The sequence below is a fragment of the Variovorax paradoxus genome, from assembly GCF_022009635.1.
Lineage (GTDB): Bacteria > Pseudomonadota > Gammaproteobacteria > Burkholderiales > Burkholderiaceae_C > Variovorax.
Map to the genome: position 1 here is coordinate 7,621,556 of NZ_CP091716.1, position 13,623 is coordinate 7,635,178.

At 69.1% G+C, this 13,623-nt stretch carries 13 protein-coding genes; 5 read left to right on the forward strand and 8 right to left on the reverse strand.

The features are described from left to right. Positions 1-78: 78 nt before the first annotated feature. Positions 79-669, reverse strand: coding sequence for a cysteine dioxygenase family protein (locus L3V85_RS35565; protein WP_237677241.1), 591 nt, complete (start codon positions 667-669; stop codon positions 79-81). 106 nt (positions 670-775) lie between these two features. On the opposite strand from L3V85_RS35565, the gene L3V85_RS35570 reads away from it, so the two are divergent. After that, complete coding sequence (locus L3V85_RS35570; RefSeq protein WP_237677242.1) at positions 776-1,669, forward strand: LysR substrate-binding domain-containing protein; 894 nt, start codon at positions 776-778, stop codon at positions 1,667-1,669. Between the two features lie 46 nt (positions 1,670-1,715). Then, positions 1,716-3,812, forward strand: a complete 2,097-nt coding sequence (locus L3V85_RS35575; protein WP_237677243.1) for a TonB-dependent receptor — start codon at positions 1,716-1,718, stop codon at positions 3,810-3,812. On the opposite strand, the gene L3V85_RS35580 is transcribed toward L3V85_RS35575, so the two are convergent. Beyond that, a complete protein-coding gene (locus L3V85_RS35580; protein WP_237677244.1) occupies positions 3,800-5,386 on the reverse strand; it encodes a GGDEF domain-containing protein in 1,587 nt (528 codons plus the stop codon). The two genes, L3V85_RS35575 and L3V85_RS35580, sit on opposite strands and share 13 nt — an antisense overlap. Before the next feature lie 205 nt (positions 5,387-5,591). Here L3V85_RS35580 and L3V85_RS35585 point away from each other — a divergent pair, with 205 nt between their 5' ends. The 3 genes from L3V85_RS35585 (at position 5,592) to L3V85_RS35595 (ending at position 7,272) form a co-directional block, all read left to right on the forward strand. Then, a complete protein-coding gene (locus tag L3V85_RS35585; RefSeq protein WP_237677245.1) occupies positions 5,592-5,891 on the forward strand; it encodes a type II toxin-antitoxin system Phd/YefM family antitoxin in 300 nt (99 codons plus the stop codon). Between the two features lie 11 nt (positions 5,892-5,902). Continuing rightward, entirely contained in the window at positions 5,903-6,292 is a 390-nt protein-coding gene (locus L3V85_RS35590) for a type II toxin-antitoxin system RelE/ParE family toxin (RefSeq protein WP_237677246.1), read from the forward strand. A 137-nt stretch (positions 6,293-6,429) separates the two neighbouring features. Then, positions 6,430-7,272, forward strand: a complete 843-nt coding sequence (locus L3V85_RS35595; protein WP_237677247.1) for a dienelactone hydrolase family protein — start codon at positions 6,430-6,432, stop codon at positions 7,270-7,272. Positions 7,273-7,314: 42 nt separating this feature from the next. Here the strand turns inward: L3V85_RS35595 and L3V85_RS35600 are convergent, their stop codons facing one another. From L3V85_RS35600 to L3V85_RS35625, 6 genes are read right to left on the reverse strand one after another with little or no spacing between them, the layout of a single operon-like run. After that, positions 7,315-8,541: a PQQ-dependent sugar dehydrogenase gene (locus L3V85_RS35600; protein WP_237677248.1), complete on the reverse strand. Its 1,227-nt coding sequence runs from the start codon at positions 8,539-8,541 to the stop codon at positions 7,315-7,317. A 39-nt stretch (positions 8,542-8,580) separates the two neighbouring features. Beyond that, entirely contained in the window at positions 8,581-9,786 is a 1,206-nt protein-coding gene (gene lplT / locus L3V85_RS35605; RefSeq protein ID WP_237677249.1) for a lysophospholipid transporter LplT, read from the reverse strand. Further along, on the reverse strand, positions 9,783-10,640 hold the full coding sequence (locus L3V85_RS35610) for a GNAT family N-acetyltransferase (RefSeq protein ID WP_237677250.1): 858 nt from the start codon (positions 10,638-10,640) through the stop codon (positions 9,783-9,785). Before L3V85_RS35610 ends, lplT begins: the two co-directional genes overlap by 4 nt. 8 nt (positions 10,641-10,648) lie before the next feature. Next, complete coding sequence (locus L3V85_RS35615) at positions 10,649-11,743, reverse strand: hypothetical protein (RefSeq protein WP_237677251.1); 1,095 nt, start codon at positions 11,741-11,743, stop codon at positions 10,649-10,651. Beyond that, complete coding sequence (locus tag L3V85_RS35620; protein ID WP_237677252.1) at positions 11,743-12,696, reverse strand: methyltransferase; 954 nt, start codon at positions 12,694-12,696, stop codon at positions 11,743-11,745. Before L3V85_RS35620 ends, L3V85_RS35615 begins: the two co-directional genes overlap by 1 nt. Further along, positions 12,690-13,586, reverse strand: a complete 897-nt coding sequence (locus tag L3V85_RS35625) for an iron-containing redox enzyme family protein (protein WP_237677253.1) — start codon at positions 13,584-13,586, stop codon at positions 12,690-12,692. The genes L3V85_RS35620 and L3V85_RS35625 overlap by 7 nt, the downstream gene beginning before the upstream one ends. Positions 13,587-13,623: the final 37 nt, after the last annotated feature.

Genomic DNA, 13,623 nt, shown 5'->3' on the forward strand with positions numbered 1-13,623 from the left:
CGTTGGGACGAACGAAGTCCTGCGAGGCCGCTGGGCGCGGCCCGCATGAAGAAAAAAGAAGGTTGAAAGGTGAGGCGCTTAGCGGCGCGTCTGCACGCCGATGCCCATGGTCTGGTACGTGCCCGCCGCCAGGTCGTAGGCGGTGCGGCTGTTCAGCGTTTCCAGGGCGCGGCCGTACATGTGCAGGTGGCGGATCACCTGCTCGCCCTGGATCTCCACCGAGTGGATGTCTTCAGGCATCAGCGCGATGCCCTTGCCCGGTGCGACCACCACGAGCGCGGTTTCCGCGAGCTTGCCCACACCGGGCACGCTGCCGTCGTCGGTGCGCTCGTACACGCGGTTGTGCTCGGTGCCTTCCACCGCCGCGATGCAGGCCCAGGTCGTGTGGTTGTGCGGCACGATCTTCTTGCCCGGGCGCATGACGTTCAGGTAGAGCGCATAGCTCTGGTCCGGGTCTTCGGCGATGAGGTAGCGCGCCTGGTGCTCCCCGGCCTCGGGCGCTGGAAAGTCGGCGGCGCCCCAGTACTCGGTGTGCGCGGCGAGGTCTTGCAGCGAGGCGAGCACCGTGTCGAGATTTCCCCGGGTCGCTTCAGCGCCGCCGATGGCTTTCTTCATGGTGGCGATGGACGCGGCGACAGCCTGCTTGCGTTGCTCGGACGGGGTGCTCATTCGGTTTCTCCAGTGGGGTTGCCTGTTTCGTGTGCATTCACTGTAGTGACGGCGGCGTGACGCAACAATCCAAGCAGCGCAAGAAACACATTAATAAAATTGATGCATGCCTACGCTCGATCTTGAACTCCTGCGCTCCTTTGCGGCCGTGGTCAGCCACCACAGCTTCGCGGCGGCGGCCGTCCACCTGGGGCGCACGCAGTCGGCCGTGACGCAGCAGATGCAGCGGCTCGAAGAGCAGATCGGCCATCCGCTGTTCGTGAAGCAGGGGCGCCAGAAGCGGCTGACCGAGCACGGCGAGCGGCTGCTCAGCTACGCGCACCATATGCTGGCGCTGAACGACGAGGCGCTGCGCAGCCTGCGCCAGGGCCAGCTCGAAGGCAATCTGCGCATCGGCGCGCCGCATGACGTGGCCGAGACCATGCTGCCGCTGCTGTTGACCGAGGTGGCGCGCACATCGCCGCTGCTGCAGCTGGACATCCACATCGGCCGCAGCCCCTACCTGATGACTTCGCTCAAGAGCGGCGAGGTCGACATGATCATCTCCAACCGTGCCGATGAGCAGTCGCAGTTCGAAGGCGTGGTGCTGCGCAACTCGCCCACCGTGTGGCTGTGTTCCGCGAGCTACGTGCACGACCCGGCCAAGCCGGTGCCGCTCATCATGGCCGACGGGCCCAGCATCTTCCGCCGCATCGGCCACGAGGCGCTCGACGCGGCGGGCGTGGCCTGGACGCCGCGCTACACCTCGTCGAGCCTGATCGGCATCAAGGCCGCCCTGCGTGCGGGGCTGGGCGTGACCGCGCGCGGCGTGGAGCAGCTCGACGCGGGCCTGCGCGTGCTGGGCGCGGGCGACGGCATGCCGCGCCTGCCCGACCTGGCCTATCACCTCTATGTGCGCAGCCATGTGGTGAATCCGGTCACGCGGCAGGTGTTCGAGACGCTGAAGAAGCACCTGCGGCTGCCGAGCGCCGACGAATCCAGCAAAGGTTTCGCCGCGTAACCGATGTGCTTGCGTGCAACAACATCGGTCCGAGACAAAGGCCTCAATGAACCTCTCATCCCGCGCGTCTTCGCGCCTCCCGCGGCCCTGGCTTCTCGGCGCGCTGTTCGGCAGCGCGGCGGCCTGTGCACAGCAGAGCCATCTGCCGGAGATCCAGATCGTCGGCCCGCGCGATGCGGCCATCGGCACGGCCGACAGCGCGAGCGAGGGCGCGGTGGAGCGCGAGTCTTTCCAGTCCAGGCCCAAGCTGCGGCCCGGTGACATCGTCGAGGCGGTGCCCGGCGTGGTCGCCACGCAGCACTCGGGCGACGGCAAGGCCAACCAGTATTTCTTGCGCGGCTTCAACCTCGACCACGGCACGGACTTCGCGGTGACGGTCGACGGCATGCCGGTCAACATGCCCACGCACGGCCATGGCCAGGGCTATGCCGACCTGAACTTCCTGATTCCCGAACTGGTGTCGGGCGTGCGCTACCGAAAGGGCCCGTACTTCGCGCAGAGCGGCGATTTCTCGCTCGCGGGCAGCGCGTCGCTCGACTACTTCAGTGCGCTCGAGTCGCCCTTTGCCGAAGTGACCGCGGGCTCGCACGACTTTCGCCGCCTGCTGGCCGCGGGCTCGCACACCGTGCAGGACCAGACCTGGCTCGGCGCCATCGAGCTCGAAGGCAACAACGGCCCCTGGAACGTGCCGGAGAACCTGAAGAAGGCCAACGCCGTGCTGCGCTATTCGCAGGGCTCGCAGACGCGCGGCTTTAGCGTCACCGCCATGGCCTACAAGAGCCAGTGGACCTCGACCGACCAGGTGCCCGAGCGGCTGATCGACAGCGGAGAGCTGCCGCGCTTCGGCAGCCTGAACCCGACCGACGGCGGCAAGACCCAGCGCATCAGCCTGTCGGGCAAGTGGTTCGACAAGGGGCCGAACGGCGACACCGAGTTCAGCGCCTACGCCATCGACTACCGCTTCGACCTGTTCTCCGACTTCACCTACTTCCTCAACAACCCGGTGAACGGCGACCAGTTCGAGCAGACCGACCGCCGCCGCATCTTCGGCGCGCAGGGCTCGCACGCGATGGCCAACAAGATCGCGGGGCTCGACGGTCTGTTGAGCTTCGGGGCACAATGGCGCGGCGACCGCATCGGCGAGGTCGGCCTGTACGACACCGAGGCGCGCCAGCGCCTGGGCACCGTGCGCAACGACAAGGTCTCGCAGGATCTGTTCTCCGTGTACGGGCAGCAGCTGGTCAACTTCAGCGACCGTTGGCGTGGCTACGTGGGCCTGCGCGGCGACGCGCTGCGCTACAACGTGCAGGGCCGCGAGCCGGTGTATGGCCCGCTCAACAGCGGCAAGGGCCACGACTCGCAGCTGAGCCCCAAGTTCGGCCTGGCCTTCTCTCTCACGCCGGCGCACGAGTTCTACCTCAACGCGGGCGTAGGTTTCCACAGCAACGACGTGCGCGGCGCCGTCATCAGCACCGACCCGCGCAGCGGCCTGCCGGCCGACCGCGTACCCGCGCTGGTGAAGGGGCGCGGCGCGGAGATCGGCTGGCGCTTCCAGCCCGACGAAGACCTCACCGCCACGGTGGCGCTGTGGAAGCTCGACCTGGCCTCGGAGCTGGTCTATGTCGGCGACGCGGGCACCACCGAGCCGGGCCGCGCGAGCACGCGGCGCGGGCTCGAGGCCACGCTGCGCTGGAAGTTCGACCGCGCCTGGCGGCTCGAGGTGGACGCCGCCGTGTCGCGTGCCCGCTTCAAGGGCGCGGCGCCCGAAGGCGAAGGCAACTACATCGACAACGCCGTCGAGCGCGTGCTGGCGGCCGGCATCACCTACATCGAAGGCCCGTGGACCGCGTCGCTGCGGCTGCGCTACATGGGCCCGCGCGCGCTCGACACGCTGAACAGCGTGCGCTCGCGCGCCAGCACGCTGCTGAACTTCGGCGCCCGCTACGCGGTCGACAAGCACCTGACCCTGGGGCTCGACGTGTTCAACCTGGCGGGGCGCAAGGGCAACGACATCGAGTACTACTACGCCTCGTGCACCGCGGGCGAGGTGGCGGGCGGCACTTGCAACGGCGGCGTGAACGACCGCCACATCCACCCGATGGAGCCGCGCAGCGTGCGGGTCAGCGCGCGCTACACGTTCTGAGCGGCCACGACATAGCTGCCGCGCCCGTTCTGCTTGGCGCGGTACATCGCCTTGTCGGCCGCGGCCAGCAGGTCTTGCGGCGTTTCGCCGCCGTTGCCGAGGGCGATGCCGATCGACGCGCCGATCACGGTTTTCGATTGCGCCACCTGCAGCGGCTGGGCGATGGCCTCGATGCATCGCCGCGCCAGCGCCAGGGCGCTCTGTTCCGCGGGGTCTTCGAAGTCGGCGGCCAGCAGCACGAACTCGTCGCCGCCGATGCGCGCCACCGTGTCGGTCTGTCGCACCAGCGCCTGCAGCCGGTGCGCGATTTCCCTGAGGGCCTGGTCGCCCGCCTCGTGGCCGAGCGTGTCGTTGAGTGTCTTGAACCCGTCGAGGTCGAGATAGAGCACGGCCACCCGGTGCGAATGCCGCCTGGCCCGCACCAGCGCCTGCTGGAGCCGGTCGTCCAGCAGCTTGCGGTTGGGCAGGCCGGTCAGGGTGTCGTGGTGGGCCAGGCGGGCCAGCGCTTCCTGGTTGTCGTGCAACTTGGCCAGCAGCCGGTTGAAGGCCTGCGTCAAGTGGCCGATCTCGTCGTTGCGCACCACCCGCAGCGGCGTGAGCGCGAGTTCGCCGCGGGTCATGCGGTCGGCCTGGTCGGCGGCGCGCAGCAGCGGGCGCAGCAGCCAGGTCATGATCAGGCCGATCACGATCAGCACCATCGCCACCGCGGGCGCGCGCTGCTGCAGGATGAAGGTCTGCATGCGCCCCACCGGCGCCAGCGCCTGCGCCACCGGCAGCCGCGCCACCACGAACCAGCCGCTGTTCGGCACCGATGCGATGGCGGAGATCTCCTCGATGCCCTTGGCGTTGCGCGTCGTCCCGTTGCCGCGAAAGCCGGCCATGGCCCGGTCATGCAGCGGATTCACGCCCTCCGGCGGGGTCGGTGTGAGCGACATGGTGAGGTCCGTGGAGGCCACGAAGATGCGGTCGCGCGGCGACACCACCAGGATGCCGCCGTCCTGGCCCACGCGCCCGCGCTGCAGATGGTCGAGCAGGCCGTCGGCCGAGAGGTCCGCGGTGCCGAGCAGCACGGCGGCCACGCGTCCGGCGGCGTCGCGCACCGGCACGGCCATGGGCAGTATCGAGTGGCCGGAGGAAGCCGCCTGCGCACGGCCCAGCGCGGGTTGGCCGTCGCGCGCGGCTTCGAATTCCGAACCCTCCGTTGCGAGCTGTCCCGCGCCGTCGAGTCGCTTGCCCGTGGCGTCGGCGACCATCAGGCCGAGCGGGAAGAGGGCGCTGAGCGCGCTGCGTTCTTCCAGCCAGGGCCGAAGCCGTCCGGGTTGGGTCAGGAGTTCGGGCGGCAGCGTGGCCGCCAGGCGTTCGAGAAATGAGAGCCGCTCGCCCAGGTAGTTGTCGACATCGCGGGCCACGTAGTCGGCCAGCGCCGTCTGCTGCACCGCCACCGACCGGGTCAGGTCTTCCCGCAGGAAGCGGGTGAGTTGGATGTAACTGGCGGCGGTTCCAAGAATCGCCATCAAGAGGCCCATCACGAGCAGGCGAACAACCAGGCTGTTGGCAGATTTTCTGAAGTTCACTCTGGCGGCTGGTCGTGAAGCGGTTGGTGCGGGACTGTAAACGAATCTCTTCATATCCTGCCCGCTTCCCCGGTCGAATCGGGGCTGCCCGGGGTCATGTGCGTGTCATTCATGAGCTTCCAAAAAGTGGCCTTGGCGTCCTTTCGTGGGCTGCTTTTGGGCGCGTATGATGTGCAGAATTTTGTACAAACCTGAGGGGCCCAACATGGCTATCTCTGCCGGTGACGTGATTCCGCTGTCGCAAGCCAGGGCGAACCTGTCTGAGCTGGCCGACCAGGTGAAGGCCGGTGTCGAGAAGATCATCACCAAGAACGGTGAGAGCTACGTGGCCCTCATCGACGCCCGACGGCTGGACTACTACCACCAGCTCGAGCGCGAAAAAATCCACCTGCTGCTGATTGACGATGCCAGCAAAGGCCTCGCGGATGTCGCAGCAGGCAAGGTCCAAGATGCGCACCGCGCCCTGAACGCCATCAAACGTCGCCGCGCCAAGGCTGCCGGATAAAAACGGCTTTCATGGTGAGTGCCAAGCACACCCTCCAACTCACGGGCAATTTCGAGCGGAACCTTGAAGAGCTCGAAGCTTTCCTGGTCGAAGCCGAGGCTGCGCATGCCTTCGATGCGTTGCTGGACGAACTGACGGACACCGTCATTCCCAACCTGGAGAGCTTTCCCGGCATGGGGCGCTTGTTCCTGGCGCGGCCTGCTCGCTCGGTCGAGGTTGCCAACGGGATCGACCGCCTGACCAGACAACTCGGCACGCTCGACAAGGACGGTGAGCTGCGCGAGTACGTGATGACGCACTACCTGGTGTTGTACGCGAGGATCAAGGGGACGGTGTACCTGCTCTCGATTCGCCATCAACGTCAGCTTTCGTTCGACTTCCAGGCGCTGTGGCCCCGATAGTCGGCACACCAGCAGACGAAAGAACTTGTGAGCACGGTACCTCTTGCGGCAGGGGGAAAAGGTCGCTCCTTGCGAGCCTTCCCGATTCGTGGCACAAGCTGACGTTCGACGTGTTCCTACTAACGAGGTAAACCAACGTGTGTGATCTGAACGACCAGGAAGAGCTCAAGAAGTACACCCGCCGCGACTTCGGTACCTGGGCCGCATCCGCCGGCCTGCTGACCGCGTTGCCCAGCGTGGCGAACGCCGTGGCCGTTGCCGAGCGCGAGGTGAGCATCACCACGCCCGACGGCAGCTGCGACGCGTACTTTGTCGCACCCACGGCGGGTTCGGCACCCGGCGTGCTGGTGTGGCCCGACGTGTTCGGTCTTCGCCCAGCCTTCAGGCAGATGGGGCGTCGGTTGGCCGAATCGGGCTACAGCGTGCTGGTGGTGAACCCCTTCTACAGGCAGAAGAAGGCGCCCACCGCGGCGCAGGGCGGCCAGACGCCGATCGCCGAAGTGATGCCGCTGATGCAGGCCCTGACGCCGGCCATGCACCTGAGCGACGGCAAAACCTTCGTGGCCTGGCTCGACGCCCAGCGAGAAGTGGACAAGGCGCGCAAGCTGGGCACCACCGGCTATTGCATGGGCGGCCCGATCGCGGTGCGCACGGCCGTCGGAACACCCGGGCGCGTGGGTGCCGTCGGAACCTTCCACGGCGCCGCCATGGTGACCGCGGCGCCCGACAGCCCCCATCGCCTGGTGGCCCAGACCCAGGCGCGTTACCTGGTTGCAGTGGCCGAGAACGACGACGCCAAGGATCCTCAAGCCAAGGTTGCGCTGCGCACCGCGTTCGACAGCGCAAAGCTGGCGGCCGAAGTGGAGGTGTACCCGGCAGCTCACGGGTGGTGCCCGCCCGATACACAGGTCTACGACGCCGCTCAGGCCGAACGCGCCTGGGCACGCCTGCTGGCGACTTTCGGCACGGCCCTGGCCTGATCGCGGCACTCGGGCGGCCTGCCCGCCCGCGCGCCGGCGCGATCAGTTCGGTGTGAGCCGGTACAGGCCGCCCTCGTGGTCGTCCTCGATCAGCCACAGCGCGCCATCGGGCGCCTGCTCGACGGCGCGGACGCGAAAGCCGACCGTCCAGTGCTCCGCCGGTGTCGCGGTCGCACCGTGCACTTCGATGCGGTGCAGGGCGCGGCTGACGAGGCCGGTCGCGAACGCCGAGCCCTTCCATTGCGGAAACATCGCGCCGCTGTAGAACATCAGGTTGCCGGGCGCGAGCACGGGCGTCCAGTAGATCACCGGCTTGACGAGATCGGGGCGCGTGTCGGGGCTGGCGATGGGCACGCCGTCGTAGTTCACCGCATAGGAGACGAGCGGCCAACCGTAGTTCTTGCCCGGCTCGATCAGGTTGAGTTCGTCGCCGCCGCGCGGGCCATGCTCGAGCTCCCAAAGGCGGCCATCCGGCGCGAACGCCAGCCCGTAGGGCGTGCGATGCCCCGAGCTCCATGTCTCGGACGGTGTCAGGTTGGGGCCGTCGAAAACATAGGTGCGCACGACCGGCGCGGTCTTGGCGGCCTCCGTGTCTCTCGGCGGATCGATCACCGGGACCGACCGTGCGCCGGTCTTGCCCTCCATCGGGTTGCCGGGTGCGGGCTTGCCGTCCAGGGTCAGCCGCAGGATCTTGCCGGCCGGCTGGTTCGGGTCTTGGGCCGGCGTGAAGCGCTGCCGGTCGCCGGCCGTGAGAAAGAGAAACTTCTGGTCGGGCGAAAAGGCCACGGCGGCGCCGACCTGGCCTCCCTTGCCCTTGACCGGGTCGTGCCAGATGACCTTCAGATCCTCCAGCGAGGCCGTGCCGGCGCCGATCTTGAGCGTCGCGCGGGCGAGCGCCAGGCTGGATGTGCCCCGGATCTGTCCGGGTTCCGAGTAGGTCAGGTAGATCGCCCCATCGCTCGAAAAGGACGGCGCCAGGTACACGCCGAGCAGGCCGTTCTGGTTCTCGTACAGCACCGGCGGCACGCCGGTGACTTCGAGCTTCTGCCCGGACTGGGTCGCCAGATACAGCCTGCCGATCTTCTCGGTGATCAGCATGCGTCCGTCCGGCAGGAAGGCGATGCGCCAGGGCAGATCGAACTGCGCGACCTTCGTGAGCTTGAAGGGAGGCGAGGGGGTGGGAGGCAGGTTGCCGGCGTTGATCTGCGCCAGCACGGGCGTTGCACCGAGGATCAGCCAAGGGATGAGTGCGGACTTCGGGAGTTGCATGCTTCGCTCGTCAGTGAGTGGTTCCAAAAGAGTATCCGGCTACACGTTCTGCGCCGCCAGCGCAGCGCGCGCCGGCCCCAGGCGCCGCGACCAGACGGTGATGCCGCCCATGGCCAGCACCAGGAAGCCGCCGAAGCCCGCCAGCGTGGGCAGCAAAGGCGCATCGAAATAGATCAGCGCGCCGTACACCCCCAGCATCGCCAGCGAGGCCAGGCTTTCGTTGAAGTTCTGCACAGCGATCGACTGGCCCGGGTTCATGCGCAGCAGGCCGCGGCTTTGCAGCAGCGCGTTCATCGGCACCAGCAGGAGGCCCGCGAAGGCGCCGATCACCACCAGCAGCACCGCCGCGACCACGAGATGCGTGACCAGCGTCATCAGCAGCACCACTGCGCCCAGCACGATGCCCAATGGCAGCGCGCGCAGGGCGCGCGGCAGCGGGAACCAGCGCGATGCGCCCAGCGCACCCATCGCCATGCCGAGCGCCACCGCGATCTGCAGCAGCGCGCCTTGCGACAGCGTCAGCCCCAGCCGTTCGGCGGCGAAGCGCAGCACCAGGAACTGCAGCGTGGCGGAGGCCGCCCAGAAGAGGCTGGTAACGGCCAGCGAAATGCGCGCGTCGGGGTCGCGCCACAGCAGGGCCAGCGAATGGCTGAAGTCGCGCAGCAGCACGCCCGGGTGCGCCAGTGCCGCGCGGTTGCGCGCCGGGCTGTGCGGAATCGCCAGCGTGCACGCCGCGGCCAGCAAATAGACCGCGCCGATCGCCATCAGCGCCTGCTTGCTGCCGACCAGCGTGCTGCCGAGCGCCACGCCGAACAGGATCGACAGCACCGTGGTTGCCTCGACCCAGCCGTTGGCGCCCACCAGCGCGTCCTGCGGCAGCAGCTCGGGCAGGATGCCGTACTTGGCCGGCGAGTAGGCCGCCGCGCCCAGGCCGACCAGCGTGTAGGCCAGCAGCGGCTGCACATGCCACAGCAGCAGGCCGCAGCCGCAGAGCTTGACGAGGTTGGTGGCCATCAGCACGCGGCCCTTGGGCGCGGCGTCGGCCGCCGCGCCGGCGAAGGCGGCCAGCAGCACGTAGGAAAGGTAGAAGAACAGCCGCAGCGCCGGCGTCATCCAGCCCGGCGCGTGGCGCTGCATGAGCAGGTCGATGGCAACGATCAGCAGCGCGTTGTCGGCCAGCGAACTCAGGAACTGCGCCGCCACCACCGAGGCCAGTGCGCGCCGCGAGCGTGCGGCCAGCCTCACGTGGACACGCCAAAAGACGCGCCAAAGAAGTGCTGGCGGTAGCGCGGCGCCACGTCGTCCACCCGCAGCATCATCGGCAGGTCGGCGGTATTGAAGGCCACGTCGAGCGCGGGCGGCCCGAGCAGGCGCGCGCCGCAGCGCAGGTAGCCCTTGATGAGCGGCGGCGGCGCGGGCGGCGCGGTGTCGCTGTCGGCATCGGCCTCCGCGTCGGTGTCCAGCGGCAGCGCGATGCGCGGCTCGACGCGCCAGCGCTGCTCCACCAGGTGCGTGCGGCACAGCCGGTGCCACAGCCGCGCGGCGGTCAGGCCGTGGTCTTCCATGCCGATGCTGGCGCAGCCGATCATGGTGTCGAGCCGGTGCTCGACCATGTACTGCCCCAGCGCGGTCCACAGCGCCATGATGACGCTGCCCGAGCGCCATTCGGCGTCCACGCACGAGCGGCCCAGCTCCAGCGCGCCCGCGCGCAGCGGCGTGAGCGGGGTCAGGTCGAACTCGGTGTCGGTGTAGAAACCGCCCGCGCGCCGCGCCGCATCGGGCGTGAGCACGCGGTAGGTGCCGATGAGCGGGCCGGGGCCGTGCACCGGGTCGACGGCGCGCACCAGCAGGTGGTCGCAAAAGGGGTCGAAGCGGTCGGCGTCGAGCCCGGGCGGCGTGCCTTCGGGCGGTGTCAGGTGCGCACCCATCTCCTGCGCGAACACGCGAAAGCGCAGGCGCTGGGCATCGCGCACCTCGTCCTCGTTGGCGGCCCAGCGCGTTTCCAGCACCGGTGGATGCGCATGCGCGTGCGTGTCGGCGGCCCGGTGCGGCGGGCGGGTTGAAAAAAAGGCGTGCGTGGCGATGGTTTCCGTCTGCATGCGATCTCTCAGTTGGAGGGCGGGTACCGGTCGACCAGGCGGTTCTGTCGCCGGTTGAGCCGTGCGAGCGCGAGCAGCCCGATGGGCCGCACGCCGTTCCTGCGCTGCGCCGCGCCGATGGCGAACAGCAGCCGCTGCTTGGCGAAGATCATGCGAAAGCCTTGCAGCACGCCGATGTCGGGGTCCCAGGCCTCGATCGCCTCGGAGCCCGCGCCGTTGATCTCCATGATGGTGAAGCCGCGTCCGGCGGCCAGTTCGCGCAGGCTGTCGAAGCGCACGTCGAAGCGGCCGAAGTGAAAGGCGGGCATGTCGCGCGCGACCGCATCGATGGCGCGCACGAGTTCCGGCGTGGCCAGCGCCGCGCCGTTGCGGTAGAGCCCGCCGACGCGGGTCGAGCCGATGGTGGCCAGCCGCACATGCTGCCCGGCGGCGGGCACGCTGCCCGACGGCACGCGGCATTCATGGCGCGGCGACCGCGCGATGCGCCGCGCCCGCGTGTCCGCCGCGATGAGTTCGGCCACGGTGCTGCGGCCGTCGCCCGTCACGCGCGGGAAGTAGCGAAGCGCCAGGCCGATGATGCGGCTTTCGTCCGTCACCGGGTCGCGCGCGTAGAAGATGCCGGCTTCGCCCTCCTGCGGCAGGTAGCGCTGCAGCACCACGGTCTCGTCGCGCGGGAACACCGCCAGGTAGGCCTGCAGCGCGGCCATGTCGTGCAGCAGTCGCACGCCGTAGCCGCACAGGCCCAGGTTGGGCTTGACGACCAGCGGGAAGCCGAGGCCGCTGCGTTCCATGGTCTGGCGCAGCGCGGGCTCGGTGGCGGCGTCGTCGTTGCGCACCGCGCAGTGGTCGGCGGTGAGGGCGCGCGCGAGCGGCCCCATGCCTTCGAAGTATTCGAGCTTGCCTTCGCCCACCAGGCCGCCCGACGTGAGATTCGGGTTGGCCGCCGAGGGCACCGTGGCGCCGCCGTGGCGCACCGACAGCCACAGCCACTGCACCACCAGCGGCACGCAGATGAGCCACTTGGGCATGCGTTCGAGCAGGCTGCATTCGCGCACCTGCGACAGGCGGCGCGCGTCGGGCCCGATGTCGAGTTCGGCGGCCACTACGGTGCGGCCTCCGCCGCACGGCTGGCGACGAGCCCGACGGCGGCAATGCGGTCGATGTGCGCGTACACCGGCCGCTCGAGCTCTTCCCCGAACACGTCGGGGTCGATCTCCGTGTACGACCATTCGCAGCCCGAGGCTTGGAGCAGCGGTTGCAGCTCGGCGATGAAGGGATCTTCGCCGTCCACCATCGCCACGCCGGTGTACAGCAGCAGTTGTCCGCCCGGCGCGAGCCGCTTCAGCGATTCCGCCGCGATGCGCGCACCCAGCGCCCGCCCGAGGCGCGCACCGCCGTGCCGGTAGGCGCGCTGCGCGGCGTCGTCGAGGTAGGGCGGGTTGGAGATGATGAGGTCGAACGCGCCTTGCACCGCCGACAGCGCATCGCCCTGCGCCAGCGTCACCGGGACGCCGGCCACCTCCGCGTTGACGCTGGTGTAGCGCAGGGCGAGCGGGTTGATGTCGTTCATGACCACGGTCGACGCCACACCGGCATCGGCCAGCGAACGCGCCGCGACGATGCCGCCGGCCCCGCTGCCGCAGCCGATGTCCAGCACGCGCAGCGGGCCTGGACCGCGGGGCTTGCGCTCCTGCAGGGCATGGCCGACGAAGCGCGCGAAGCGGCTGGTGTCGGGGCCGAAGAACACGGCGTTCTCTTCCACCGTGGGGTAGGCCGAGTGAAAGAACAGGTCGTCGCCGAGGCTGGCGATGCGCACGGTGCTGCGCAGCAGCGAGCCGTTGCGCCGCACGATGCCGGCCTGTTCCATCTCGGCCAGCAGTCCGGGCGGCAACGCGCCTGCTTCGAACGGGAGGTTCCAGCCGAAGACATCCCGCAGCGTCGTGCCCGGTTCGCGGCCGCGCCGCGCGAGCACGCGCTGGTGGGTGAGAGGGGTGACGGTGGTGAAGCGATAGCCCGTGGCCGCCACCTGGCGCAGCACGCCGGCGGCATTCAGCATGCGGCGGCCTCCTCGATCTGCAGCTCGGCCGCATAGCGCGCGAAGCAACGCTCGCCGCAGGCCAGCCGCATCAGCGCGCCCTCGGCGATGAACTGGCCGCAGGCCGGGTCGTCCTCGACCAGCGGCCGGATCACTTCGCGCAGCCATGCGCGCGCGTGCGACACATCGAGCGCCGCGTGCAGGTCGAAGTAGGCCCGCGCGCGGCCGCTCAGGCCCAGGCGGCGCATGCCGGCCGCCACCTGCTTCACGCGCCCCGGCGCGGTGAGCTCGATCACGCCGAGCGCGCCGACCGCGTGGTACGCATAGCGCCGCGTGGTCGCAAGGCCCACCATCGTGTTGGCCAGCGCGAGCGATTCCCACACCGTGGTGTCGATGGCCGGGTGCAGCTCGAGTTCGCGCACCATGTGCTCGAGCATCTGGCCGTGCATGGCGCTTTGCTTGCCGTGGCCCATCTCATCCCAGAAGTTGCGCGCGCATTCGAGCTTGGGCCGCGGCGGCAGCTTGACCTGGGTGCAGGCCAGCAGGTCTTCGAAGCCCGCTTCGCCCGCGGCCTCCTGCGTGAGGAACCAGCGCATCTGCGCCAGCGTGGCCTCTTCGGCCAGCCAGTCGAACAGCGGGTGGTGCTGGCCGGGGCCGGTGTGCTCCAGCGTTTCGAACCAGTTCGCGAAGTGGTCCGCGTTGCCGGCCGAGGCGCAGGCGGCCGCCTGCACCTGGCTGCGCAACGATTCGAGAAAGTCGCCTTCCAGCAGCCGATGTTCGTGCTCGCGCGCGAGTTCTTCGCGCCACTGGAGGGAAGGAATCCCCGGCTTCAACCGCGCGGCGTTGAACCGGGCCAGGCGCCGGTGCAGCTGTCGTTGCGGGTCCGGGTCCGTGATGTCGTCTGCGGACATGGTCGGTCCTTCTCGTCCGGTGGAGCAAAAGGACCAG

What these genes read in the sequence shown, in the direction of transcription:
- L3V85_RS35565 (WP_237677241.1), bottom strand. Translation starts at nt 669, where the DNA reads ATGAGCACCCCGTCCGAGCAACGCAAGCAGGCTGTCGCCGCGTCCATC.
- L3V85_RS35570 (WP_237677242.1), top strand. Translation starts at nt 776, where the DNA reads ATGCCTACGCTCGATCTTGAACTCCTGCGCTCCTTTGCGGCCGTGGTC.
- L3V85_RS35575 (WP_237677243.1), top strand. Translation starts at nt 1,716, where the DNA reads ATGAACCTCTCATCCCGCGCGTCTTCGCGCCTCCCGCGGCCCTGGCTT.
- L3V85_RS35585 (WP_237677245.1), top strand. Translation starts at nt 5,592, where the DNA reads ATGGCTATCTCTGCCGGTGACGTGATTCCGCTGTCGCAAGCCAGGGCG.
- L3V85_RS35590 (WP_237677246.1), top strand. Translation starts at nt 5,903, where the DNA reads ATGGTGAGTGCCAAGCACACCCTCCAACTCACGGGCAATTTCGAGCGG.
- L3V85_RS35600 (WP_237677248.1), bottom strand. Translation starts at nt 8,541, where the DNA reads ATGCAACTCCCGAAGTCCGCACTCATCCCTTGGCTGATCCTCGGTGCA.
- L3V85_RS35610 (WP_237677250.1), bottom strand. Translation starts at nt 10,640, where the DNA reads ATGCAGACGGAAACCATCGCCACGCACGCCTTTTTTTCAACCCGCCCG.
- L3V85_RS35620 (WP_237677252.1), bottom strand. Translation starts at nt 12,696, where the DNA reads ATGCTGAATGCCGCCGGCGTGCTGCGCCAGGTGGCGGCCACGGGCTAT.
- L3V85_RS35625 (WP_237677253.1), bottom strand. Translation starts at nt 13,586, where the DNA reads ATGTCCGCAGACGACATCACGGACCCGGACCCGCAACGACAGCTGCAC.